General features: G+C 60.0%; 22 protein-coding genes. 6 read left to right on the top strand and 16 right to left on the bottom strand.

The window, feature by feature from the left end; all coding sequences use genetic code 11:
- Positions 1-147 precede the first annotated feature (147 nt).
- Positions 148-1,545, top strand: coding sequence for a class II fumarate hydratase (gene fumC / locus AB8W27_RS10745; RefSeq protein WP_015741153.1), 1,398 nt, complete (start codon positions 148-150; stop codon positions 1,543-1,545).
- Here the strand turns inward: fumC and tus are convergent, their stop codons facing one another.
- The 3 genes from tus to AB8W27_RS10730 all read right to left on the bottom strand — a co-directional run bounded on the left by tus (position 1,546) and on the right by AB8W27_RS10730 (position 4,920).
- Entirely contained in the window at positions 1,546-2,475 is a 930-nt protein-coding gene (tus, locus tag AB8W27_RS10740) for a DNA replication terminus site-binding protein (RefSeq protein ID WP_015741154.1), read from the bottom strand. It lies immediately after the preceding gene.
- A gap of 220 nt (positions 2,476-2,695) precedes the next feature.
- The gene (gene rstB, locus AB8W27_RS10735; RefSeq protein WP_015741155.1) at positions 2,696-3,988 is read right to left on the bottom strand and encodes a two-component system sensor histidine kinase RstB; all 1,293 of its coding nucleotides are present in this window, start codon (positions 3,986-3,988) and stop codon (positions 2,696-2,698) included.
- A gap of 26 nt (positions 3,989-4,014) precedes the next feature.
- Positions 4,015-4,920, bottom strand: a complete 906-nt coding sequence (locus AB8W27_RS10730; RefSeq protein ID WP_015741156.1) for a LysR family transcriptional regulator — start codon at positions 4,918-4,920, stop codon at positions 4,015-4,017.
- A 112-nt stretch (positions 4,921-5,032) separates the two neighbouring features.
- On the opposite strand from AB8W27_RS10730, the gene AB8W27_RS10725 reads away from it, so the two are divergent.
- Positions 5,033-5,785, top strand: coding sequence for an SDR family NAD(P)-dependent oxidoreductase (locus AB8W27_RS10725; RefSeq protein ID WP_041923506.1), 753 nt, complete (start codon positions 5,033-5,035; stop codon positions 5,783-5,785).
- A 37-nt stretch (positions 5,786-5,822) separates the two neighbouring features.
- On the opposite strand, the gene rstA is transcribed toward AB8W27_RS10725, so the two are convergent.
- From rstA to ydgH, 4 genes are all read right to left on the bottom strand, one after another.
- Positions 5,823-6,548 (bottom strand): two-component system response regulator RstA, encoded by a 726-nt coding sequence (gene rstA, locus AB8W27_RS10720; RefSeq protein ID WP_041924164.1) that lies wholly within the window; start codon positions 6,546-6,548, stop codon positions 5,823-5,825.
- A gap of 75 nt (positions 6,549-6,623) precedes the next feature.
- Positions 6,624-7,346 (bottom strand): dihydromonapterin reductase, encoded by a 723-nt coding sequence (gene folM / locus AB8W27_RS10715; RefSeq protein WP_041923507.1) that lies wholly within the window; start codon positions 7,344-7,346, stop codon positions 6,624-6,626.
- Positions 7,347-7,375: 29 nt separating this feature from the next.
- Positions 7,376-8,758 (bottom strand): amino acid permease, encoded by a 1,383-nt coding sequence (locus AB8W27_RS10710; protein WP_007760918.1) that lies wholly within the window; start codon positions 8,756-8,758, stop codon positions 7,376-7,378.
- A 184-nt stretch (positions 8,759-8,942) separates the two neighbouring features.
- Positions 8,943-9,887 carry a DUF1471 family protein YdgH gene (gene ydgH, locus AB8W27_RS10705; protein WP_015741160.1) on the bottom strand — a complete coding sequence of 315 codons (945 nt, stop codon included), beginning with the start codon at positions 9,885-9,887 and terminating at the stop codon, positions 8,943-8,945.
- 525 nt (positions 9,888-10,412) lie between these two features.
- Here ydgH and pntA point away from each other — a divergent pair.
- Both pntA and pntB read left to right on the top strand, forming a co-directional pair.
- Positions 10,413-11,948, top strand: a complete 1,536-nt coding sequence (gene pntA, locus AB8W27_RS10700) for a Re/Si-specific NAD(P)(+) transhydrogenase subunit alpha (protein ID WP_015741161.1) — start codon at positions 10,413-10,415, stop codon at positions 11,946-11,948.
- A gap of 10 nt (positions 11,949-11,958) precedes the next feature.
- Positions 11,959-13,347 (top strand): Re/Si-specific NAD(P)(+) transhydrogenase subunit beta, encoded by a 1,389-nt coding sequence (pntB, locus tag AB8W27_RS10695; protein ID WP_015741162.1) that lies wholly within the window; start codon positions 11,959-11,961, stop codon positions 13,345-13,347.
- A gap of 119 nt (positions 13,348-13,466) precedes the next feature.
- Here the strand turns inward: pntB and uspE are convergent, their stop codons facing one another.
- The 3 genes from uspE to ogt form a co-directional block, all read right to left on the bottom strand.
- Positions 13,467-14,423: a universal stress protein UspE gene (uspE, locus tag AB8W27_RS10690; protein WP_015741164.1), complete on the bottom strand. Its 957-nt coding sequence runs from the start codon at positions 14,421-14,423 to the stop codon at positions 13,467-13,469.
- Between the two features lie 136 nt (positions 14,424-14,559).
- Positions 14,560-15,312, bottom strand: coding sequence for a fumarate/nitrate reduction transcriptional regulator Fnr (fnr, locus tag AB8W27_RS10685; protein WP_004385865.1), 753 nt, complete (start codon positions 15,310-15,312; stop codon positions 14,560-14,562).
- A 177-nt stretch (positions 15,313-15,489) separates the two neighbouring features.
- Entirely contained in the window at positions 15,490-16,005 is a 516-nt protein-coding gene (ogt, locus tag AB8W27_RS10680) for a methylated-DNA--[protein]-cysteine S-methyltransferase (RefSeq protein ID WP_041923508.1), read from the bottom strand.
- Positions 16,006-16,610: 605 nt separating this feature from the next.
- Between ogt and smrA the strand changes: the two genes are divergently transcribed.
- Together smrA and AB8W27_RS10670 are read left to right on the top strand one after the other, a co-directional pair.
- Positions 16,611-17,174 carry a DNA endonuclease SmrA gene (smrA, locus tag AB8W27_RS10675; RefSeq protein WP_041923509.1) on the top strand — a complete coding sequence of 188 codons (564 nt, stop codon included), beginning with the start codon at positions 16,611-16,613 and terminating at the stop codon, positions 17,172-17,174.
- 202 nt (positions 17,175-17,376) lie between these two features.
- A complete protein-coding gene (locus AB8W27_RS10670) occupies positions 17,377-18,195 on the top strand; it encodes a Cof-type HAD-IIB family hydrolase (protein WP_015741168.1) in 819 nt (272 codons plus the stop codon).
- Between the two features lie 27 nt (positions 18,196-18,222).
- On the opposite strand, the gene AB8W27_RS10665 is transcribed toward AB8W27_RS10670, so the two are convergent.
- The 6 genes from AB8W27_RS10665 to AB8W27_RS10640 are packed head-to-tail and all read right to left on the bottom strand — an operon-like array spanning position 18,223 to position 25,375.
- Entirely contained in the window at positions 18,223-19,317 is a 1,095-nt protein-coding gene (locus tag AB8W27_RS10665) for an alkylhydroperoxidase domain protein (protein WP_015741169.1), read from the bottom strand.
- A complete protein-coding gene (locus AB8W27_RS10660; protein ID WP_015741170.1) occupies positions 19,314-20,363 on the bottom strand; it encodes a putative FMN-dependent luciferase-like monooxygenase in 1,050 nt (349 codons plus the stop codon). Before AB8W27_RS10660 ends, AB8W27_RS10665 begins: the two co-directional genes overlap by 4 nt.
- Positions 20,360-21,967 (bottom strand): ABC transporter ATP-binding protein, encoded by a 1,608-nt coding sequence (locus AB8W27_RS10655; RefSeq protein WP_041923510.1) that lies wholly within the window; start codon positions 21,965-21,967, stop codon positions 20,360-20,362. The genes AB8W27_RS10660 and AB8W27_RS10655 overlap by 4 nt, the downstream gene beginning before the upstream one ends.
- The gene (locus tag AB8W27_RS10650) at positions 21,967-22,815 is read right to left on the bottom strand and encodes an ABC transporter permease (protein ID WP_041923511.1); all 849 of its coding nucleotides are present in this window, start codon (positions 22,813-22,815) and stop codon (positions 21,967-21,969) included. The genes AB8W27_RS10655 and AB8W27_RS10650 overlap by 1 nt, the downstream gene beginning before the upstream one ends.
- Positions 22,815-23,759 (bottom strand): ABC transporter permease, encoded by a 945-nt coding sequence (locus AB8W27_RS10645; RefSeq protein WP_015741173.1) that lies wholly within the window; start codon positions 23,757-23,759, stop codon positions 22,815-22,817. The genes AB8W27_RS10650 and AB8W27_RS10645 overlap by 1 nt, the downstream gene beginning before the upstream one ends.
- Positions 23,759-25,375, bottom strand: a complete 1,617-nt coding sequence (locus tag AB8W27_RS10640; RefSeq protein ID WP_015741174.1) for a TIGR04028 family ABC transporter substrate-binding protein — start codon at positions 25,373-25,375, stop codon at positions 23,759-23,761. The genes AB8W27_RS10645 and AB8W27_RS10640 overlap by 1 nt, the downstream gene beginning before the upstream one ends.
- Between the last annotated feature and the right edge of the window lie 43 nt (positions 25,376-25,418).

Raw genomic sequence — 25,418 nt, 5'->3', positions numbered from 1 at the left:
CCTGATGCAGGCCGGGTAAGGCGCAGCCGCGCCCGGCCAGTCAACCGCAAAAAGAGCGCACAAAGCGCCATACAAATTCTCTGAAGCCATCAATACTTATTCCTGAAGCATGCGAGCAATCCCATCTTTGTTATCAAGGAGAAAGTAATGACCGCCTACCGCAGTGAAAAAGATTCCATGGGCGCTATCGACGTGCCGGCAGATAAACTCTGGGGCGCGCAGACGCAGCGTTCACTGGAGCATTTTCGCATTTCTACCGAGAAAATGCCGACGGCGCTGATTGAGGCGCTGGCGCTTACCAAACGCGCCGCCGCGAAGGTCAATATGGATCTCGGCTTACTGCCCGCTGAGCGCGGCGACGCCATCATTAAAGCCGCCGACGAAGTGCTGGAAGGCGCGCATCCGCAGGAGTTCCCGCTCGCCATCTGGCAGACCGGCTCCGGCACCCAGACCAACATGAACATGAACGAAGTGCTGGCTAACCGCGCGAGCGAAATCCTCGGCGGCGAGCGCGGCATGGCGCGCAAGGTGCACCCGAACGATGACGTCAACAAGAGCCAGAGCTCGAACGATGTTTTCCCGACGGCGATGCATGTCGCCGCGGTTATCGCGCTGCGCGAACAGCTGATCCCGCAGCTAAAAGTGCTGCATAAGACGCTCAGCGATAAGGCGAGCGCGTTCAGCGATATCGTGAAAATTGGCCGTACCCATCTGCAGGACGCCACGCCGCTGACGCTCGGTCAGGAGATCTCCGGCTGGGTGGCGATGCTTGAGCATAACCTGAAGCATATCGATAACAGCCTGCCGCATCTGGCGGAGCTGGCGCTCGGCGGCACGGCGGTCGGCACCGGGCTGAACACGCATCCGGAGTATGCGCAGCGCGTGGCGCAAGAGCTCGCCGCGTTTACCAGCCAGCCATTCGTCACCGCGCCCAATAAGTTCGAGGCGCTCGCCACCTGCGATGCGCTGGTGCATGCCCACGGCGCGCTGAAAGGGCTCGCCGCCTCGCTGATGAAAATCGCCAACGACGTGCGCTGGCTCGCAAGCGGCCCGCGCTGCGGCATCGGCGAAATCTCGATCCCGGAAAACGAGCCCGGTTCTTCCATCATGCCGGGGAAAGTGAACCCGACCCAGTGCGAAGCGCTGACCATGCTGTGTTGCCAGGTGATGGGCAATGACGTGGCCGTCAACATGGGCGGGGCGATGGGCAATTTTGAGCTCAACGTATTCCGCCCGATGGTCATTCATAATTTCCTGCAATCGGTGCGTCTGCTGGCGGACGGCATGGAGAGCTTTAACCATCACTGCGCTATCGGCATCGAGCCGAACCGCGAGCGCATCAGCCAGTTGCTTAACGAATCGCTGATGCTGGTGACGGCGCTGAATACTCATATCGGCTACGACAAAGCCGCGGAGATCGCCAAGAAGGCGCATAAAGAGGGGCTGACGCTGAAAGCCGCCGCGCTGAAACTCGGTTATCTCAGCGAGGAGGAGTTTGATGCCTGGGTACGTCCGGAAGAGATGGTGGGCAGCATGAAGCCCTGATTAGGGCGCGAGGTAAAGGTGCAGGCGGGGGATCATCATGACGAGTTCTTCCGCCTGCGGCTTATAGCGGTGCTGTACGTTTTCCGCATCATAGTTCAGCAGTTCGCCGATATCCGGCACCGCGCCGCCGCGCGTCTCATGACACAGCACAATCAGCGGCGACGGGCAGGCGTACTGCACCTGCCGCTGGTTTTGCGCGTACCAGACGCGCGCTACCGGCTGCACTTTCACCGGACGCTTAATTTTCAGTCGCGCCTTCTGGGGGAGCGCGGCGATATCGTTGTACTCCTGCGTGAGGCGCGCATGCCACTGCTCTTTGGTTAACCCGCCCACCGCGCGCGGCGCTTTCAGCCCGCGCTCCAGCGTCGCCAGCACCTCATCGCGCGTCAGATTTTTAATAATGTGCTTATTCGCCCAGCCGAAACGCAGCGTGGCCGGGTTATCCAGCACCGTGAGCCGACGATAAGCATTGAGCGTAATCAGCCCCGGCAGATAGCGGTGCACCCATTCAAAACGCTGGGTGGAGGGCAGGCCAGACTCTACGGTGATAATCTCTTCCAGCTGCGCTTTCAGCGCGTTGATTTTCTGCGCCAGCGCGTGCAGCGCCTGATGCTGCGCGTCATCGACGCTGAAACAGACCGCGCCCGGCAAGCGCACTGCCGCTTTACTGCTGCGCTTTTCCGACTGCTGCTGGATGAACAGGTGCGTAAAGTGACGCAGCGCCGCCTCCAGCGCCTCTTTACCGATTTTTTGCGTCACCGCAATGGAGAGCAGCGGATCGTGCTCTTTGCCTTTTTCCACCTCAGGCAGGCTAAATACCCGCGCCGCCAGCAGACGACAGGCCGCGAGGCCATCCCGCATCTCCATTAATGCATGTTCTAATTCGCGAAAGGTGACGTTAAGGCGTTCAACAAGATCGTAACGGGCCATGATGCGCTCACATTAGTTACAACATACTTTATGTGTAGCACAGTTTTACCGGGTTTGACCATAGCGAGTTAAAAGCCGGACAGGAAAAAAGCGGGCGGGGAAGGTGGGGGATGCAAATGGTGGGTGCGCTGCGCTTACCCACCCTACGTATTTATGAACGCGTTAACAACGTCTGTAGGGCGGGTAAGCATCGCGCGCGCGCCAGAATAACCCCGTACCGCTACATGCCCTCTGTCATCGCCACCACCGGCCAGCGAAAACGAAAATGCGCGCCGCCGAGGTCGCTTTGCGTCACGCTCACTTCGCCGCTCATGGCCGTCGCGATGGAATGCACAATCGCGAGTCCCAGACCGCACCCGCCGGTGGCGCGGTCGCGGCTCGGATCGAGGCGCACGAACGGCTCAAACACCCGGCTGCGCTCATCTTCCGGAATACCGGTGCCGTCATCTTCCACTTCAAGCGTCGCCTGCGCGCCATCCAGCGACAACCCGATCCGCAGCCGCTGCTCGCTGTAGCGCAGCGCGTTATTCACCAGATTATCCAGTACGCGCTCCATCAGGCGCATATCGAGTGCGCCATAATCACCGTCATCGACGCGCGTGACGATAAGCTCGCGCTCCGGGTGCAGCAAGCGCACGTCGTCAACATAGTCATGCAGCCAGCGCGGCAGCGCCGGGTGCGTCAGATGTAGCTCGGTTTGCGGCCGGTCAAGCCGCGCGTAAGTCAGCAGCTCCTCAATCAGCGCTTCCAGCTGGCCGATATCGCGGTTCAGCGCCTGCGATTCTGACGCGCTCAGGTTATCGCTCATCTCCAGCCGGTAGCGCAGCCGCACCAGCGGCGTGCGCAGCTCATGGGCTATCCCGTCAATCAACTGTTTTTTACTGACAATCAGCGCGTTAATGTTGTTCGCCATCTGGTTAAACGCCACGCCGAGCCGCGAAAAACTCGACGCCTTATCAAAATGAATACGTTCATCCAGATGTCCCTCGCCAAGCCGTTGCGCCGCCGACTCAAGACGCAGCATCTCCTGCCAGTGCGGGCGTATCCAGATAAACACCGGCAGCGCCAGCGAGATGGCGATCAGCGCAATCAGAGCGATATCCAGAAGACGCATCTGATGCAGGAAATAGAGATAGGGTACGGGGCCGACGGCCAGCACATAGTGGCTGCGCGGGATTCGCTGGATAAACGTATATTCGTCGTCCAGCGCCACGATTTCGCCCTCGCGCAGGCGGCGGTTGTTAATGTCATCAAGGTGAAACTGGTTCATTGGCTGAATGCGCAGCTTAAATGACAGGTTCAGATCCAGCTCTTTGATGGTTTTATTCCACTCGTGCGGCGGAATTTCACGCAGTTCGCTGCGCATCAGGTAGAGCGAGCTTTTCATCAGGTCGTCCAGCGACTGACGTCCGGCGCGCTCGGCGGTGAACTTATAGACCAGCCCGACCAGCATCGTCATCACCAGAAAACAGACAAACAGCAGCAAATAGAACTGAATAAAGAGTTTTTTCATGAAGATATCTCACGCCTGCGGCGCGGTTACTGGATAGCCGATGTCGTGTGCGGAAAGTGCGCGGCCAGATGGTCGATAAAGGCTCTGACCGCGGGCGGCAGTCCGCGACGCGTGGTAAACACCAGATGCACAATCCCGCGCTGGCCCTGCCAGCCGCGATAAACATGCACCAGCTCACCGGTTTTCAGCGCCTGCGCGCAGACGTGATCCGGCAGCAGCGCAATCCCCAGCCCGGCGATGGCCGCCGCGCGGATCGCCGTAAAATCGCTGCAGCTGAGCCGCGGCTGATGGCGAATCAGACAGCGCTTTCCCTGTTCATGTTCCAGCGTCCAGCTCAATTCGCCGGGTTCGTCGCTGGTGCCGAGCGTCGGGTGGCAGGCGAGGGTGTCGATGGCGCCGCTAAGTTTACTCGCAAGCGTAGGGCTTGCCACCAGAATGCGGTTCGAGGTTCCCAGCGAGCGCATGATCAGCTCGGCGTCGCTGGTGAGTTCCGTGCGCACGCGCAGCGCCACATCCACGCGCTCTTCGATCAAATCGACAGGGCGATCGATGGCGATGATTTGCAGCTTCACCTGCGGGTAGCGGCTCATGAAGTCGGGCAGCAGGGCCTGGATAATTTCCACCATGCCCGTCGGACAACTGAAACGCACCACGCCCTGCGGTTCCTTACGCGCCTGGGCGATGACCGCCTGGGCTTTTTCAGCCTCCAGCAGCATCGCACGGCACCGGTCGTAAAACGCCTGGCCGATATCGGTAACGCGAAAACGGCGGCTGGAGCGCTCAATCAACCGCACGCCAAGCTGCGCCTCAAGCCCCGCCACACGCCGGCTAAGCTTCGATTTCGGCTGCTTCAGCGCCCGGCTGGCGGCGGCGAAACCGCCGTGGTTCACCACTTCGGCATAGTAAAAATAGTCGTTAAGATCGGGTTGCATTATCGTTCCTCAGACAGAACGCAGGGTGCCATTTTGTCCTGGTACACAGCCTGATGGGAAGCGCTTATTCTCAGCCCCTGACAGCCGCTCATCATTCACTGAGGATAAAATCATGAACGCACGTTTCAGTCATAAAGTCGTTATCGTCACCGGAGGCACCAGCGGTATCGGTCTTGCCACCGCTAAAGCGTTTTCCGATGAAGGCGCGCATGTGTTTATTACCGGGCGCCGGCAGGCGGCGCTGGAGAACGCGCTGCAACAGCTAGGTGACAACGTCACGGGTGTGCGCGGCGATATGAGCCAGCTTGCGGATATCGACCGCCTGTATGAGGCAGTCCAGCAGCGCCACAGCCATATCGATGTGATCGTTGCCAACGCGGGCGGCGGTGAGCTGGCGCCGCTCGGCGCGATTTCCGAGGCCCATTATCATGAGACCTTCGATACCAACGTCAAAGGCGTGCTCTTTACGGTGCAGAAAGCGCTGCCGCTCCTGCGTGACGGCGCCGCCGTGGTGCTGACGGCGTCTACCGCCGGTTCCAGCGGCACGCCCGCGTTCAGCGTTTACAGCGCGAGCAAAGCCGCGGTGCGCAGTTTTGCCCGCAACTGGATACTCGATTTGAAAGACCGGCATATTCGCGTGAACGCCATCAGCCCGGGGCCGGTTAACACGGCGGGACTGAATGAACTGTTCGGCGGCGGCGACCAGGCCGAAGACGTTAAAAACGAACTCACCGCGCAGATCCCGCTCGGGCGCGTCGGCCAGCCGGAAGAGATAGCCAAAGCGGTGCTGTTCCTGGCGTCTGACGAGGCGAGCTTTGTGAATGGCGTCGAGCTGTTCGCCGATGGCGGGATGGTGCAGATTTAACGCAGCCAGCGCCGCGCGGGGGAGCGCGGCGCATACGTTACGCCTCGCTTTCCCAGGCGTGCGGCGCGAACAGATACCCTTTGTTGCGCACTGTTTTTATACGATAAGGCTCGGTTGCGCTGTCATTGAGCTTTTTACGCAGCCTTGAAATCGCTACATCCACGCTGCGATCCAACCCGTCATACGTCACGCCGCGCAGGTTTTTTAACAGCGCGTCGCGATCCATTATCTGCCCGGCATGGGTCGCGAGCTCCCACAGCAGGTCAAAATCGGCGGTAGAGAGCGCCACCTGTTCGCCCACGAGCGTAACCTGGCGGTTTAACGGATCGATACACAGCGTGCCGAAACGCAGCGCCTTATGGGGCTGTAGCGTTGGGGCGCTATCCGTCGGTCCAGGCGCGGCCATATGCTGGCGCAGGTGCAGACGCAGACGCGCCAGCAGCACGGCGGGCGGCGTGGTTTTAAGAATGTAATCGCTTGCGCCCATTTCGAGCGACAGAATATGGTTCATATCGCTGTCGAGTGAGGTCAGCAGTACCACCGGCCCCGGCCAGCGGGCGCGTAAATCGCGGCACAGCGTCATGCCGTCTTTGCCTGGCAACATAATATCCAGCAGCACCAGATCGGGGTTCTCGCGCTCAATGACCGCTTCGGCGCGATCGCCGCGGCTTTCGACAACCACATCGATATCGTGGCGGCCCAGATAGGCGGCGATAAGCTCGCCGACTTCCGGGTCATCTTCAACAAAAACGATCTTGCTCATAGGTTTCTGCGTTGCGGTAAAAACACCAGGATACACCGGGCCGGCGCGACGCGCCAGCAATGGCGGCTCAACAGGTTAACGCAACGGACGACCGCCGTTCACCGGGTAGCTGTGGCCGGTCACGTAACGGCTGGTAAGGAGATAATCCACCAGATCGATAATCTCTTTTTCGCCGGGGGCGATTTTCATCAGTGATTTATTGAGCGCCTTCTGGCGGTACTCCGGGTCGTCATGCTCGTTAAAGAGAATTTGCGAGGGCGCGATGGCGTTCACTTTCACTTCCGGGGCGAGCTTGCGCGCAAACGAGCGGGTGAGATTATCGAGCGCCGCTTTGCTCGCGGCATAGGCGATGTATTTCGCGCTGCCGCGCTCCACGACGTAATCGGTAAAGTGAATAATATCGCAGGCGGCGTGGCCCTGGCCGCGCAGCAGCGGCTCAAGGGCGAAGTTCAGGAGATAGGGCGCATGCACATGAATTTGCAGCATGGCGTTCAGCACATCAGCGGGCGGAACAGGCGGGCTTTCATCCTGCCAGGTGCTGGCGTTGTGCAATAGCGCGCGAATATGCGTGGTGCGCGCTTTAACGGCCTCGGCAAACGCCAGAATGCCGTCGTCATGGCAGAAATCGGCTTCAATGCAGACCGCGCCCGCCTCTTCCAGCACGTCAATCGCCGGGTAATGGGTGCGATAGCTGACAATCACATCATGCTGTTGCGCCAGGAAATGGTGCGCCAGCGCAAGGCCGATACGGCGGCCCGCGCCGGTGATAACGATGGGTTTATCCAGTTTTTTCACCATAACTCTCCTTAAGCGTTAGCGGCAGGAGATTAGCGCACCAGCATCCAGGTCGCCGGCAGCGCGGCAATCAGCAGCAGGCCGATGACGATTTTCTCCTGACCTTTCAGCGCCACGTTATCCACATGGGTGCGGCGCGCATAGAGGAAGAACACGACCCCAGGCGCGTACAGCACGACGGAAAGCAGCAGATGCATCGGGCCTGAGGCATACAGCAACCATAGGCCATAAATGCATGCCCCGACAGCAATCGCCTGATGTAACGGACGCTTCGCGATTTTCAGCAGATAAGCGCCGACCAGGAAATAGGGCACCAGAATCATCTCGGAGGCGATGGTCAGTAGCGTGTTGTAATCAGAGCCGGTGGCCCAGATCAGCACCAGACAGATCTGCACGCTGATATTCGTGAGCCACAGCGAGGCCGACGGCGCGTTACGCGCGTTCTGGCGAGCAAACAGGCGCGGAAACGCCTTATATTGCGCGGCCAGCAGCGGCACTTCAGCCGCCATAATGGTCCAGCTCAGGTATGCACCGCACACCGAGACAATCAGCCCGGCGGCGATAATCACTTCGCCCCACGGGCCCATCATTTGCACCATCAGACCCGCCATCGACGGGTTGCGCATCTGCGCCAGCTCCGGGCGCGCCAGCACGCCAAGCGATAACAGCGTCACCAGCAGATAGACCGCAAGCGCCGCGAGAACGGCCAAAAGCGTCGCCATGCCGACATCTTTTTTGTGCCGCGCGCGGGCGGAAACCACCACCGCGCCTTCCACGCCGATAAACACCCACAGCGTAATCAGCATGGTGTTTTTCACCTGCTCCCAGACGGGCACACCCAGATCGACGCCGGTGAAATCCAGCGTAAAGGTCGGCAGGCGGAACGCGATGGCGGCCAGCACCACAAACAGGCCAAGCGGCAGGAGTTTAGCAAGCGTCGCGGCCAGGTTGATGCTCGCGGCGGTCTGCACGCCGCGCAGCACCAGAAAATGCACCACCCACAACAGCACCGACGCGCCGACGATGGCCTGCCAGGTATTGCCGTCGCCAAAGAGGCGCAGCTGCGGCGTGTCGGTAAAGAAGCTCAGCGCGGAGAAGACGATAACCAGATAAGAGACGTTGGCGATCACGGCGCACAGCCAGTAACCCCAGGCGGAACAGAAACCGACCAGCTCGCCGAATCCCTCACGGGCGTAGGTAAAAATGCCGCCGTCAAGATCGGGGCGCAGGCGCGTTAAGAACAGCATTGCCAGCGCCAGCAGCAGGATCCCCGCGCCGGTAATGGCCCAGCCGATAAGCAACGCCGCAGGACTTGCCACCTCGGCCATATTCTGCGGCAGACTGAATACTCCGGCACCCAGCATGGAGCTTAAAACAAGCGCGGTTAACGCGGCGAGGCCCAGCTTCTTTTCCATAGACAACCTGTTTTGCAAAAGGAAAGATCCAGAATAATTATTGTGCCAGAGCGCATAAAAATGGTGGATCGCACTAAGGCGCGGGATTTTACGGAGTGCGAAGCTCGCTTGCAATGCGACGTACACAAAATGTAGCGGAAAAACAAAAAAAGCGGCCGTAGCCGCTTTGTTTTGAGAATCTGTCTTACTTGTAGAGGTCGGCGCTGATGGTCATATTGCCGCCGCGCTCTTCCCACTGACGGGTGATGTGATAGTACTTGGCGCCTTTCTTCGCGGCACGTTTCGCCACGTTGTAGGAGATATCGGTCATACTGCTGTAGTGGCCGGTAAACTTCACGCTGTCGAACGGCACCATCTGCGCGGCGGTGATTTTGTTTACCTCTTCGACTTTCGTACCGTCCGGCAGAGTGACAGTGTAACGTCCGCCTTTCGATTCCTGCGTTTCAAAGAAGCGACCCACATCGCTGCTTGGCGAGGCGGTGGTCGCGACGCCCGGGATTTCTACTTTTTTGGCTTCTTCGCCGCCTTTAGCGAGCGCCGCGCGGCCTGCTTCGGAATCCGCCGGGATCGCGTCCGGGCTTTGCAGTACGCGTTTTTTAGCGTCGGCTTTATAGATAAACGCGGTGATGCGCTGGTTGCCGCCCTGGTTGGTGTCAACCTGGCGCACAATCCAGAAAGAGGCCGCGCCTTTGGCTTTCGCCGCTTTGGTGATGGCGTCGTTCACTTCCGGCTGGCTGCGGTAGAAGCCCTGGACGGTCACGGTGTCATACGGCTCAAGCGCGATAGCCTGATCTTTCGGCAGTTCTGTCACGCCATTGATCACACGGTTTTTCGGCGCGTCGGCTTTCGGCGCGTTTTCGTGGTAGACATCGGCCACCACGCGCCAGTTGCCGCTGTTGCCGGTATCGCTGGTGTCCTGAATGTAATAAGACGCCGCGCCCAATGCGTCTGCGCGACGGGAAACGGCGTTGGCCGCTTCGTTAATGGCGTTGAAACGGCCCGTAATGACGATACGGTCAAACGGTTTCAGCGCCGAGGCTTGTTCCGGCGTTAACTCTGTCGCCGCCTGAGCGGACAGCGAAGCCGCGGAAAACAGAGCGGTCGCCAGAAGGGTATGCTTGAGCTTCATAAAAATAGTCCTTCGCCTTGCGCAAAACAGGTACTGATACAGCCTGTGTGAAATGGTTAGTCGTTGATTATTGCATTGAAAGGTGCCGGATGTCTGCGCCATTTTTCACACCTGGTGCTGCCGCTCGCGGTTTATAAATAACTTCAGGTTATGAATAGCGAAAATCGTCATCTGACCACTAAAATTGATAAAGCTTATGACTTTTTAAGTTAAATCATTGTTAAACCAGTGCGCGCTGGCGGCGCAGAATCGTTTTTTCCTCCCCGTAAAGAGCGTAAACGTAGCGGCTGACCACACATTTTAAGCAAAAATCCCTGCCAGACGGGAAGGACGCTACACTTTCACGCATTAACCGTTAAATAGTTGTCCCCGACGGTGGATCGAAGGCGTTTATTTCAGTAGGTTATAGAAAGTTTGTGACAACGATATGGATGGCGAACACCACGGCGCTGCGCTTTTTCGCCGGGCGTTTTCGTCTGCTAAGCGAGTGACAGACCATCTTAAAAATCGATGGAAGGGAATACTATGCGTATTGGTGTACCAAAAGAGCGGGTGGCGCTGGAAACCCGCGTCGCGGCGACCCCAAAAACGGTGGAGCAGCTGCTGAAACTGGGATTCAGCGTCGCGGTGGAGCGCGATGCCGGTAAGCTGGCGAGTTTCGATGACGACGCGTTTATCGCCGCAGGCGCAAGCGTCGTGGAGACCGTCGAGGTCTGGGAATCGGACGTTATCCTGAAGGTTAACGCGCCCCAGGATGACGAAATCGAGCGGTTGCGCCCCGGCACGACGCTGATTAGCTTTATCTGGCCTGCCCAGAATCCCCAGCTGCTGGAAAAACTGGCCGCGAAAAACGTCACCGTGATGGCGATGGATTCCGTGCCGCGCATCTCCCGCGCGCAGTCTCTGGATGCCTTAAGCTCAATGGCCAATATCGCCGGTTACCGCGCGATTGTGGAAGCCGCCCATGAGTTTGGCCGCTTCTTTACCGGCCAGATCACCGCCGCCGGCAAAGTGCCGCCTGCCAAAGTCATGGTGATTGGCGCAGGCGTCGCGGGCCTTGCCGCTATCGGCGCCGCCAACAGCCTTGGCGCTATCGTGCGCGCGTTCGACACCCGCCCGGAAGTAAAAGAGCAGGTGCAGAGCATGGGCGCCGAGTTCCTGGAACTCGATTTTAAAGAAGAAGCTGGCAGCGGCGACGGCTACGCCAAAGTGATGTCCGAGGCCTTTATTAAAGCGGAAATGGCGCTGTTCGCCGCCCAGGCGAAAGAGGTGGACATTATCGTCACCACGGCGTTGATCCCAGGCAAACCGGCGCCGACGCTCATCACCCGTGAAATGGTCGATTCCATGCAGCCGGGCAGCGTGATTGTCGATCTCGCGGCGCAAAACGGCGGCAACTGTGAATACACCGTGCCGAATGAAATTTTCGTCACCCCCAACGGCGTGAAGGTGATTGGTTATACCGATCTGCCGGGCCGCCTGCCGACCCAGTCGTCGCAACTTTACGGCACCAACCTCGTCAACCTGCTGAAACTGCTGTGCAAAGAGAAAGACGGCGCGGTCGTGGTTGATTTCGACGATGTCGTGGTGCGCGGCGTGACGGTAATCCGCGAAGGGGAAGTGACCTGGCCTGCGCCGCCGATTCAGGTTTCCGCGCAGCCGCAGGCTGCCGCGAGCGCGAAACCGAAAGCCGCGCCGGTTGAGCCGCCTGCGCCATCGTCGCCGTGGCGTAAATATGCGCTGATTGCGCTCGCTATTATTCTGTTTGGCTGGCTGGCGAACGTGGCGCCGAAAGAGTTCCTCGGCCACTTCACTGTCTTCGCGCTCGCCTGCGTGGTCGGCTATTACGTCGTCTGGAACGTTTCCCATGCGCTGCATACGCCGCTGATGTCGGTAACGAATGCTATCTCCGGGATTATCGTCGTCGGCGCGCTGTTGCAGATTGGCGACGGGGGCTGGATCAGCTTCTTTAGCTTTATCGCGATCCTCATCGCCAGCATTAATATTTTTGGTGGTTTCACCGTCACTCAGCGCATGCTGAAAATGTTCCGGAAGAACTAAGGGGTAAGTTATGTCTGGAGGATTAGTTACGGCTGCGTACATCGTCGCCGCAATTCTCTTTATTTTCAGCCTGGCGGGGCTTTCGAAGCACGAAACCTCACAGCAGGGCAACCTGTTCGGCATCGCGGGGATGGCGATTGCGCTGATCGCCACTATTTTCGGGCCGTACGCCAGCAATGTGGGCTGGATAATCATCGCGATGGCGATCGGCGGGGCTATCGGTATTCGTCTCGCTAAACGCGTTGAAATGACCGAAATGCCGGAGCTGGTGGCTATCCTGCACAGCTTCGTGGGCCTTGCGGCGGTGCTGGTGGGCTTTAACAGCTACCTGCATCATGAGCCGGGTCTCGCGCCGGTGCTGGTGAATATCCATCTGACCGAAGTGTTCCTCGGCATTTTCATCGGCGCGGTGACCTTTACCGGCTCGGTGGTGGCGTTTGGCAAACTGCGCGGCAAGATCTCTTCAAAACCGCTGATGCTGCCGAACCGTCACAAGCTGAACCTGGCGGCGCTGGTGGTTTCTTTCATTCTGCTGCTGATTTTCGTGCAGACAGAGAGCGCCGGAATGCAGGGTTTCGCGCTGTTCGTGATGACGGTTATCGCGCTGGCGTTCGGCTGGCATCTGGTGGCGTCTATCGGCGGCGCGGATATGCCGGTGGTCGTCTCTATGCTGAACTCCTACTCTGGCTGGGCGGCTGCGGCGGCAGGCTTTATGCTGAGCAACGATCTGCTGATCGTCACCGGCGCGCTGGTGGGTTCTTCAGGCGCGATCCTCTCTTACATCATGTGTAAGGCGATGAACCGTTCGTTTATCAGCGTGATTGCCGGGGGCTTCGGCACCGACGGCTCCTCCACAGGTGAAAGCGACGAAGTGGGCGAACACCGTGAAATTACGGCGGAAGAAACGGCAGAAATGCTGCGCAACTCCACGTCGGTGATCATCACTCCAGGCTACGGCATGGCGGTTGCGCAGGCGCAATATCCGGTGGCGGAAATCACCGAGAAGCTGCGCGCGCGCGGTATCAAGGTGCGTTTCGGCATTCACCCGGTGGCGGGCCGTCTGCCAGGGCATATGAACGTGCTGCTGGCGGAGGCGAAAGTGCCTTATGACATCGTGCTGGAGATGGATGAAATCAACGACGATTTCAGCGATACCGACACGGTGCTGGTGATTGGCGCGAACGATACCGTCAACCCGGCCGCCCAGGACGATCCGAAAAGCCCCATCGCCGGGATGCCGGTGCTGGAAGTGTGGAAGGCGCAGAACGTTATCGTCTTTAAACGCTCGATGAACACCGGCTATGCCGGCGTGCAGAACCCGCTGTTCTTCAAAGAGAACACGCAGATGCTGTTTGGCGATGCGAAAGCGAGCGTGGATGCCATCCTGAAAGCGCTGTAATTCATCTCAGCGTTCAGAACCGCCAGCCTGCTGGCGGTTTTTTTTCGCCTGTCGCGCTCGTTTTAGTTTTTAGTAATAAAAAACCCGCCGGGCGGCGGGTTTTCTTCAGACGAGAGACCTCAGTCGTCATCGTCCTCTTCATCATCAAGCTCAACGGTGCTCTGGAAATCGTCCGGCTTAATCACCAGCAAATCGCAGCGCAGATGGTCGATGACCTGCTCGGCGGTGTTGCCGAGGAACGCCGCGGAAATCCCGGTGCGCCCGATGGTGCCCAGCACTACAATCCCGGCCTGCAGATGCTCTGCCAGATCCGGGATGACTTCTTCAGGCAGCCCTTTTTCGACATGCGTAACGCGCTCGCCGATGCCGAATTTCTGGCGCAGGGCTTTCATCGCCAGCAGATGCTGGCCGCGAATGGCGTCGTTATAGACGCTCGGGTCGAAATCGGGAAGTTCGATGGCGATATTAATCGGCGTCGCCGGGTAGGCGCCCACCAGATGCACTTCGGTATGGTTAACCTGTTCGGCCAGGTGCAGCGTTTCACGCACCAGTTTCTCGTTCAGGCCCGTATGGTAAGGCTCTTCGCTGGCGAGATTTACCGCCACCACGGCTTTACCGCCTTCCGGCCACGGCTGGTCTTTCACCATCCACACCGGGCAGGGGCATTTGCGCAGCAGGTGCCAGTCGGTCGGCGTGAAAATCACCGATTCCAGACGGTCGTGCTGGTGCGCCATTTTCAGCAGCAGATCGTGTCCGCCGCTGATCACTTCCTGGATGATGGCTTCAAAGGGGCGGTTATGCCAGACCACTTTGATATCAATGGGGACGCCCGCGTCTAAATAGTATTTCGCCTGCTCGCGGATCCACGCGGCGCGCTGGCTGATAACGCCCTGGCGCATCGCGGTGCGCTCATCAGGCGACAGCAGGGTGGTCATTTCGTAGGAAAAATCATAGATCGGCAGAAAGGCTTTGATTCGCCCGCCAATGCGCTGGTGTAGATAAACTGCACGCCGTAGAGCCGGTTGGTCATCCTGATTGGGGTCGATGGCCACCAGCATATTTTGATACCTTGCCATACAGGGTCTCCTTACAACTGCTTACCCACAGTTTGTCATTTAAGAGTAACCCATATGATGTGAATGAAACAGGAGAGAATTCCCAGCCGGATCAATAAATCACGAAAAATTAACGATCCGGCGGGAGAGGAAAAGCTTATGCCACGTTGCGCGATTGTCCGGCGAGTTCCGCCAGGATTTCGTGATTTTCGATGGTGATGTATTTGCCTTTTACCGCCAGCATTCCGCTCTTCTGGAAACGGCCCAGCAGACGGCTGATGGTTTCTACCGTCAGGCCAAGGTAGTTGCCGATATCGCCACGGGTCATGGTCAGGCGGAATTCGCGAGGCGAGAAACCACGTTCGGCGAAACGGCGCGACAGATTGTAAATAAAGGCCGCCAGGCGCTCCTCGGCGTTCTTTTTAGACAGCAACAGGATCATATCCTGGTCGCCTTTGATCTCGCCGCTCATCAGACGCATCATCTGCTGGCGCAGGCTCGGCATTTTGCCGGAGAGATCGTCGAGCGTCTCGAACGGGATTTCACAAACCATGGAGGTTTCCAGCGCCTGAGCGAAGCTGGGGTGATGCGCGGTGCCGATAGCATCAAAGCCCACCAGATCGCCTGCCAGGTGGAAGCCAGTGATCTGCTCGTCGCCCTGTTCGGTGATGGTGTAGCTCTTAATCGTGCCGGAACGGATAGCGTACAGCGATTTTAATTCATCGCCCGCTTTAAAGAGCGTTTGCCCTTTCTGGATGGGCTTTTTGCGCTCGATAATATTATCGAGCTGATCAAGCTCATGCTCATTCAGAGTAAAAGGGATACACAACTGGCTGATACTGCAATCCTGGCAATGGATGGCACAACCGCCAGACTGAATGCGTCGTATAATTCGCTTTTCCGGGATCATAAGTTCGCTCAAGCCTTAATTGATATTAGTCAATTTTAACATAAATTGAACGTACAGGTAAATCGGGCTAATGAGCAATTAGGCAAAAGATCCTGGTTCAAATCTGGCGTTTACCGCCATCCAACTGAATTACGACGTGTTTAATAATTTCCAGAAAACATTATTTTCCAGTTTGAATTAAATCAGTAAATAGCCTTCATGGCGCAACAGCCATTCTTTACGCGCCACGCCGCCCGCATACCCGGTTAGCGTGCCGTTACGGCCGATAACGCGATGGCATGGCACGACAATACTAATGGGGTTTGAGCCGTTCGCCGCCCCTACGGCGCGGGCAGCGCCCGGACGTCCCAGCCGCTGCGCCATCTCACCGTAATGCATCACCTGGCCGCACGGGATCGTGCGCAGCATCTGCCACACTTCACGCTGAAACGGCGTGCCGCCGGTAGCGGTGGGCAGGGTGTCAATCACCGCCAGATCGCCGGCAAACCACGCGCGCAGCGCGTCTGAGAGCCCGCCGGGATTTTCACAACCCACGCGGCGAAAGCCTTCAGAACGGTAGTGAATCGCCAGCAACTGCTCCATGCGATCGCTGTGTTCTTCCCATTCCACGGCGCGCAGGCGCGACTGTTCATCGGCGATAACCCACAGCGGGCCTAAGGGGGTATCGATTTTATCTTCCAGTAAGGTCAGCATTCGCGGTCTCCTTGTTGAGGCGTCAAAATAGCATGGCGGCCAGCGGCTCGCCATACCGCCACAGGAGGAGCGGAGGGGGGATAAACCGGGCATTCCGTTGCCCGAAGCGGCCGCTAAACGGCGCGCCCATGTCACTGCGGGAGCAGAATAAGGGATACAAATTCGCGCTGCGCCGCCTGCATTCCCAGAAAAAACAAAGCGAACTCTCTTTTTTCTGGAAAATAAAAAATAGAGCCTGAAGACATCATATTCAGGCCCCACAGTACACACAGCAGCGCTTCCTGGCTTTGGTACCGCTTTATTATTCCTTAACATGCGGATAAGAAATATATAGCAACATAAATGCCCGTTGTCACAGCGAAGGGGTGATTTATTTCACATATATTTAACATGAAGCATTAGCGAAACTGAATAATGTGATCCCGCATCGCCTTGTTTGCTGCGTCATTATCGGGGAGATATGCGATTTATTTTTACTGTTAGCGTTTCGCTTTAACGAAGCGCGAAAAATGCCCGCAGAAAATAGTGCGCGCAGCGCGGCACATTGAGCCATTCTGAAAGGGAAGCTATAGTGTGCGCCCTGACGAAGTCCCGGAGGATTGACCGTGAACCCTGACGACAAATCACTCTTTCTTGACGCCATGGAAGATGTCAAACCCCTGAAAAATGCCAACGTCGCGCCGTGCCTGAAACCGAAAGCCCCGCGTCTTGCGCCGCGCATCGATACCTTACAGCTCGACAACCCGCTGACCACCGGTTTTCTGGATCTTATCCCGCGCGAACAGCCGCTTGAGTTCCGCCGCGAGGGGCTCCAGCAGGGCGTGCTGGATAAACTGCGCCTCGGTAAATATCCCCAGCAGGCGAGCCTGAACCTGCTGCGCCAGCCGGTGGAGCAATGCCGCCAGAGGCTTTTTGCTTTCATTCACCAGGCGAAACGCGACGGGCTGCGCAATCTGCTTATCATTCACGGCAAAGGGCGCGAGGATAACGCCCACGCCAATGTGATCCGCAGCTATCTGGCGCGCTGGCTGACCGAGCTTGATGACGTTCAGGCGTTTTGCACCGCGCTTGCCCACCACGGCGGCAGCGGCGCCTGTTACGTGGCGCTGAAGAAATCCGCCGAGGCGAAACAGGAGAACTGGGAGCGCCACGCCAAGCGCAGCCGTTAATCCGCACCGGGCACACATCGCCCGGTACGTCTGCATGAGACTTCCCGTTAGCCGCGCTACGGTTTCCGCTATCTTTAAACAGAGACGATTCGCTGTAACCTGAAGCTTTCATATGAAAATGATTCCACCTTTACTCATATGGCAAGCGAATAAAACAGTGATAGCATGAGCCGCTTATGTGGTAACGACTAAATGAGGCAGTATGAAAATTCAGCTCATCGCAGTAGATATGGACGGCACCTTTCTTAACGACAACAAACAGTACGATAAAGAAAGGTTTACAACGCAGTATGCGGCGCTGAAGCAGCAGGGCATTAAATTTGTGGTGGCGAGCGGCAACCAGTATTACCAGCTCATCTCGTTCTTTCCGGAGATCAAAGACGAGATAGCGTTTGTCGCCGAAAACGGCGCGCTGGTTTATGACCATGGCGAGCGCATCCACCACGGCGAGCTGACCCGCGAACAGTATCATCAGGTGGTGAATACGCTCTCGGCGCAGGGCGATTTCAACTATGTGGTGTGCGGGCTTGCGAGCGCGTATTACCAGGCAGGCGCGCCGGAGGCGTTCATCAGCCTGATGTCGAAGCACTATCATCGCCTCAAGCCGGTGGAAAACCTGCTCGATATCGACGACATCATCTTCAAATTTTCCCTCAACCTGCCGGATAACCAGATCCCGGCGCTGATTGAGAACCTGCATAACGAGCTGGAAGGCGTCGTCAAGCCCGTCACCAGCGGCTACGGGTTTGTCGATCTGATTATCCCCGGATCGCACAAAGCCAGCGGGCTTGAGCGCCTGATGGCGCGCTGGAATATCTCGCCGGAAGCCTGCGTGGCGGTGGGCGACAGCGCCAACGATCTCGAAATGCTGCGTCTGGCGACCTATTCCTTTGCGATGGAGAACGCGGCGGCGGAGGTGAAAGAGACGGCGCGCTTTGCGACCGGCTCCAACAACCAGAGCGGCGCGCTGCAGGTTATCGACGCTGTGTTGCATCACCACAGCCCGTTTAACGCGCAGTAGCCGGTCGCACTGACGCCCGGCGCCAGATCAGGCTGGCACAAAAGGCTCGCCGAGCGTCAGCATCAGGCGGTTCGCCCAGGCGAAAAAGGCGGTGGCCTGCACCAGATCCAGCAGCTCCAGGTCGGTCAACCCCTGTTCCCGAAGCGCCGCCACGTGCGCCGCCCCTGCCGAGGCGGGAGTGGCCGACAGCGCGGCGCTGAAATCGATAATCGCCTGCCAGCGGGCTGACTGCCCGGCGCTCAGGCTTCCACCCGGCGCCACTTCCAGCAAACGTTGCACCGCGTCGTTATCTTTCGACAGCTGACTCGCCTTACGGGCATGCACCGAGGCGCAGTAAATGCAGCCATTCACTTTGCTCGCGACCGTCGCCGCCAGCTCCCGCTCCGCTCGCGCCAGCCCGCCCGGCGTATAGAAAATCCCTTTATCCGTCAGCGTCCGGGCTTCCAGCGCGGGCAGGTTACGAGCCAGCAGGCGGAAATACCCGGAATCCTGATGCCCGAAACGGTGCAGCGTCTCCTGCTCGTCGGGGCTGAACGCGGCGAGCGCTTTCGGCGCAAGCCACGGCTCCCAGTCCAGTTCAGCCTGTGTAAAGGCGGTCGGGGCGGGTTGACCGCGCTGCGTGGTGGCCGTGGTATGCCAGCGGCCTGCGGGCGGTATGGCCGTCTCGCCCGCCACGCGCCCGCCGTTAATCAACCTGTAGCCGCGAAGCAGGCGGCTTTGAAAACTCACAAACGCCGCCACCTGGGCGAGCGTCACAATGGCTTCTTCACTGAATCCGGCTTCCGTCAGCGCCGTTATCGCCTGCGCGGTCGCCTGTACCGGGCGAAACGCCAGGATCTCCGCATGACCGAGGGCAGCGGAGAGACGCGCTGCTGGTGCCGGTTCGTTTTCCACCGCCGCCGAATAGTGCGCGTACAGCGCCTCATCCTCATGCCAGCGCGCCACCTCGCGGGCGAGATGCAGGCGCTCCGCGCGGGTGAGATCGCTTGCGCCGCTAAACAGCGCCTCGTGGCTGCGGACAATGTTCAGCGTCGCGGCGTCGCGGGTGGCGCGCGCCAGTGCCAGCGGGGAGCCAGGGGCGATATCCGCCAGGGTATCGAGAAGATCGGGCGAGCGGGTCATAAAGTTTCCTTGATCGGGTTAAGGGAGATGACATCAGCGAACGGTGCGCCCTGTTTCCAGCCCAGCGCGGGCGCCACCTGCTGCGCCAGCAGCGAGATGGAGCGCAGAATAAACGGGTGCGGCGGATCGATGGAGTGCACCTGGAACGACAGATCGGTGGCGCGCGCCAGCGCCGTATCGGCTGATAGCGTGGCGAGCGTTTCCTGCGGCGTGCCGAGATGCACATCGAAGGCGGCGATATAGTCTTCCAGCGTTTCGCCCGCGAGCCGGTGGCCCTGGGCGCGGAACTGCTCCGCCTGGGCCGCAAGCCCCGTTTGCGCGAAGCGGCGGGCATCGTCGCTGCTGTCCGTCACAAACGCGGTGCGCGAGGCCATAATGCGCGGCGCGACGCCAGCGGGCAGCGCGTCGAGATAGGCGTCGATAATCGGGTTTTGCAACGCGTCCAGCGGCATATCCGGCTTGCCCGGCGGGCGCGGCTGGGTGCGTGACAGCATCAGGCCGTCACCGTCGCGCCCGGCGCGCGCGCCGCCGTCCACCGAGAAAGTCGCCTGCCAGAGCCGCTGACGTAACCCGCGCGCGGTCGGGTAGAGATGATTATCAGTGCCCGCCAGCGGCTCATCGTTCAGCGCTGCGCGCAGCAGCGCCAGATGGCGGCCATAGGCCTCGCCGCGCGCCTCGCTTCGCAGCCCGAACGGCGGAAATGAAGAGGGCGTGCCGCCAGAGCCCAGCCCCAGTTCGACGCGCCCGTCGCTGAGCAGATCAAGCACGGCGGCGTCTTCCGCCACGCGCAACGGCGACTCCATCGGCAGCGTAATGATCCCCGTGCCGAGCCGGATGCGCCGGGTCTGCGCCGCCACGTGCGCTAAAAATAGTAGTGGCGAGGGCAGCCCGCCTTCCGCTTCATGAAAGTGGTGCTGCGCCACCCAGGCGGTGTCAAAACCGCAGCGCTCGGCGTGCAGGATCTGCTCGGTGGCGAGGCGGTAGCGCTCGGCCGCGCTGACGCGGTCCAGCAGGCGGGTGAAAAAACCTAAACGTTTTATTGTCATGCGACATCCTTATTAAACGGGCGGGGCGCCGGAATGGCGTCCAGTAACTGGCGCGTGTAATCGCTCTGCGGCGCGTGGAACACGGAGGCGACATCGCCGTGCTCCACAAGCTTACCGGCGCGCAGCACCGAGACCTGATGCGCGAAGCGGCGCACGGTCGCCAGATCGTGGGAGATAAACAGGTAGGTGAGGCCGAGCTCATCCTGCAATGTTTCAAGCAGCGTCAGGATTTGCGCCTGCACGGTGACATCCAGCGCTGACGTCGCCTCATCAAGGATGACGATTTGCGGGGCCGCGATCAGCGCCCGCGCAATCGCCACGCGCTGACGCTGGCCGCCGGAGAGCTGATGCGGCTTGTGCGCCAGCAGCGCAGGGGCCAGCGCGACGCGCGCGGCCATGTCATAGACTTTCTCGCGCCGTTCCGCGCGGGAGAGGCGGGTAAAATTGCGAAGCGGTTCTTCGATAATCGAGAACAGACTCTGGCGCGGATCGAGCGACGAAAACGGGTTCTGCCAGACCATCTGGATCGTCTGGCGCAGCGGGCGGCGCGCTTCGCGGCTGAGCGTGGCGTACTCGGTGCCATTAACCGTCACCGTGCCGCTGACCGGCGTCTGAAAGCCGAGCAAAATGCGCGCCAGCGTGGTCTTGCCGCTGCCGGATTCGCCTACCAGCGCATGGGTAAGGCCGCGCTCAAGCGTCAGGTTTACCGCGTCCAGCGCGGTCAGCGTATGGCCGCCCAGCGTGAAGCGCTGCGTCAGCGCGCGGATCTCCGCCGCTGGCGGGCCATTCAGCGCTGGCCGCGTCCGAAAGCTGTCGGCAAACGCCGGGGCGTCGGCAAAGAGCTGCCGGGTATAGGCCGCGCGCGGCGCGTGGGTAATTTGCGCCGCGCTCCCCAGTTCCTGAATTTCGCCGTGACGAAACACCAGCAGGCGATCGGCGCGGGAGGCGGCCAGCGCCAGATCGTGCGTAATAAACAGCACGGCGGTGCCGGCGTCGCGGCGCAGTTCATCCAGCAGATCGAGAATGCGCGCCTGCACCGTGACGTCCAGCGCGCTGGTGGGCTCATCGGCGATGATAAGCGCGGGCTTCAGCGTCAGCGCAATGGCGATCAGCACCCGCTGCTTCATGCCGCCGGAGAGCTGGTGCGGATACTGCTTCGCCCGCAACGCCGGTTCGCTGAGGCCGACGCGCGCAAGCAGCGCCACCACTTCTGCGTCGCGCGCGCGTCGCCCCAGCCCGGTGTGAAGCTGTAAGACTTCGGCAACCTGTTCGCCGATGGTTTTCACCGGGTTCAGCGAACTGCCGGGGTCCTGCGGCACCAGGCTGATAACTTTGCCGCGCAGGGCGTTCATCCGTCGCTCGCTCGCGTGGGTAATCGTTTCGCCGTTCAGGCGGATATCCCCGCCCAGCCACACGCCGTTTTCGCCCGCAAGCCCGATAATTGTCTGCGCGAGTGTGGTTTTGCCGGAGCCGGATTCGCCGACAATCGCCAGCACTTCGCCGGGGGCGACGGAAAAAGAGACGTTATGGACCACGCGGCGCACGTCGCGCCCGTGACGCCAGCCGAGGCTCAGAGTGCGTACATCCAGGACGGGTTCGCTCATCATGCTCTCCGGGTGTAATAGTGGCTGAGGGTATTAGCGGCCAGCACCACGGCGATTGCCGCAAGGCCGGGGAAGGTGGTGAGCCACCAGGCGGTCGAGAGATAGTTGCGCCCTTCGGCAATGAGCAATCCCCATTCCGGCGTGGGCGGCGGCGTGCCGTAGCCGAGAAAGCTCAGGGTGGAGAGCGCAAGAATGGCGTTGCCGAACTGGAGCGCGGCGTAAGCCAGCACCGAGGTCAGAGAATTGGGCAAAATATGGCGCCACAGCGTGCTGAAGAAGGTGCCGCCACAGGCGATCGCCGCCTCGACATAATCGGTATGCCGCACCCGGACGACTTCAGCGCGGGCAAGACGCGCAAAGCTCGCCACCGAGGTAATGCCCACCGCCAGCGCGGCGTTCACCGTGCCAAAACCGAGCAGAATAATGACGCACAGCGCCAGCAGCAGGCCGGGGATCGCGAGCAACACATCCACCAGCCGCATCAGCCACTGTTCGGTGCGCCCGCCCGCGGCACCGGCGACGACGCCATACAGCGTGCCTGCGCCAAGCCCCAGCGCGACGGCCACCAGCGCGCCGCTGAGCGTATGCGACGCGCCCCAGACCAGCCGGGCGTAAAGATCGCGCCCCAGTTGATCGGTGCCGAGCCAGTGTTCGCTTCCCGGCGGCAGGCGCTGCGCGCCCGGCGTGCCGGTGAGCGGATCAAACGCGGTGAAAAGCGACGGAAACAGCGCCCACAGCGCGGTCAGCAACAGCGTGAGCCAGGCGAGCGTCAGCCCTGGCGGCAGAGGCGGACGCCGCAAAAAACGCCCGCGGCGCGCCCTGACAGGAGTGAGATCGAGCGTGGTCATCAGGCGGCCCTCCGCGACAGTGACAGCCGGGGATCGAGCAGCGGATAAAGTAGATCCACCAGCAGATTGATGAGAACAAACCCGAGCGCCGCCACCAGTACGATGGCCTGTAACACGGCCAGATCCTGATTGTTCACCGCGTCGCGGGTCAGTTGTCCGAGTCCATTTAAGCCAAACACGGTTTCCGTCACCAGCGCGCCTGCGATGAGTTCACCCAGCAGCAGGCCCGCGACGGTCAGCACCGGCAGCAGGGCGTTGCGCGCCACGTGACGCCACAGCACACCGCGGTGGCTGGCGCCTTTGGCGCGCGCGACGGTGACAAACGGCTGGTGCATAACGACGTCAATATTGCGAATCAACAGTTGCGCCAGCGGGGCGCTGATCGGCACCGCAAGCGTCATCACCGGCAATATCAGTCCCTCCCAGAACCCTGGATTTATCACCGGGATCAGCCGCAACTGGAAAGAAAAGAGCTGAATGAGCGTGATCCCGAGCCAGAACGTCGGCACCGCGACAAACAGCGACGGCAGCGCCGCGAACGTCCGGCGCAGCACGCGTGCGTGGCTAAGCGTGGAGAGCGCGGCGAGCAGGACGGCAATAACCAGCGCCAGCGTAAACCCGAGCGCGGCGAGGCGCAGCGTGGCGGGGAGGCTGGCGGCGAGCAGGGCACTCACCGGCACGCCCGCCTGGAGTGAAAAGCCGAAATCGCCGCGCACCGCGCCGCCGAGGCTTTCCAGGTATTGCCGCCACAGCGGCGCGTCGGCGCCATAGGCGGTGCGCATTTGCGCTATCTGGGCGGCGTTTAACCCCAGCTCCGGGTTCTGAAACTTAATGGCGATCGCATCGCCCGGCAGCAGTTGCAGCAGTACGAACGAGACCGTAAAGCTGGCCCACAGCACCAGCAGCGCCTGACCGACGCGCGCGCCGAGATAACGCCCGTCCATCAGTGTTTCTCCAGCCAGGCGCCGTAAAAGCTCGGACGGCCTACCGCCTCGAACGCGAGGTTTTTCACCCACGGCGCGGCGGCGTAAACCTGCGGCTCTTCAAAGATCGGAATGATATAAGCGTTATCGATGAGATACGTCTGCGCGTCGCCTGCCGCCGCGAGGCGTTTTTGCGGGTCGACTTCCGAGGCGATGGTGGTGAGCAACGCATTGAGTTTGTCGTCGATAAAGTCGGTTTTCTGGCTCAGGCCGCCTTTTTGCAACAGCGCGTCGCGGTTCAACGGATGAAACTGGCTTTTGATGACGTCCGGATCGGCGCGGCCCACTTCCACCACATTCACGGGGGTTTTGGCCGGATCGAGGCTGTCCTGCGCTTTGGTGCCCGCGTCGCCCGCCCGCACGTTGAGTTGGACGCCCACCTGTCTCCACTGCTGCGCCACCAGTTGCAGCACCTCTTTATTCTGCGGCTGCGGCAGCGATTCATAGACCGTCAGGCTCAGCGGCTGTCCCGCTTTGGCCCGGATGCCGTTCGCGCCTTTTTGCCAGCCCGCCTCGTCCAGCAGACGGTTCGCAAGCGTCGGATCGAAGGTCAGTCTGGCGCTTAAATCGCGGTAGCCGGGCGCGCTTTTCGCCACCACAGAGGTGGCGACCGGATAGTTCGGCGAAAACAGCGTGTCGACAATCTGGCGCGCGTTGGTCGCATGGAGCAGCGCCTGACGCACTTTCAGATCGGCCACCAGCGGGTTGGCGGGTCGAAAGGCGATACTGTCATTGACGCCGCGGGTCGGCGCGGCATAGACCGGGAACTGCTGATCCGCCGCCTGTTTTTCATCATAGGCCTGCACCTGGCGAATGGCGTCCGCCTGGCCTGCCAGCAGCGCGCCGATGCGCACGCTGTCCTCCGGCGTCACTACGATTTTGATGCCATCAAGATTCGCCGGGCCCTGCTGCGCGCTGTTCTGCGGGCCCCACTGGTAATCCTTGCGCGCGGTAAGATTCACCTCACGGCCCAGCGTCTCGCTCTGCACCACAAACGGGCCGGAGCCGATGATATGGCGCGCGTCGCCAAGCTCATCAAGATTGCGCGCGAGCGTACTGAGCGACACCAGCCCGGAGCCAATCGCCGACGTTCCCTGCAAAAAGCCGGGCGAGGGTTTGCTGAAGTAAAACTTCACCGTCAGCGGATCGACGACTTCGCTGCGCTGGTAGTTATTGATGACCTCGGAGACCGGCAGGCGCAGCGCTTTATTGCCAAGCCCATACGTATCGAAGTTTTTCGCCACGGCAGTTGCGTCAAGCGGCGTGCCGTCAGAGAACGTCACGTTTGGGCGGATTTTAAAGGTGTATTCGGTTTTATCCGCGTTACTGCTCCACGACTGCGCTATCCATGGTTCTATCTCCAGCGTTTTCGGGTTCTGCCAGGTGAGCTTATCGGTTATCTGGTTCAGGATGCCGCCGTTGGGATAAAAGCCGCCCGCGGGCGGGTAGAGCGTGGTGTGCGCCTGCTGCTCCAGATAAATCAGCGTGCCGCCTTTCACCGGCGCCGCGCTGGCTGCGGTTATCAGGCTGAACGCGAGGCCGAGCGCCACGCTGCGCGCGGTAATGGAAAAATGCATGGTGAATGTCCCTTATCGTCCGTTGTTATTTGTTGTCTGTCGA

Origin of the sequence: Cronobacter turicensis (assembly GCF_041222865.1) — a bacterium.
In the GTDB taxonomy this organism is placed as follows: Bacteria; Pseudomonadota; Gammaproteobacteria; order Enterobacterales; family Enterobacteriaceae; genus Cronobacter; species Cronobacter turicensis.
This window is presented reverse-complemented; position numbering and strand designations above follow the sequence as displayed.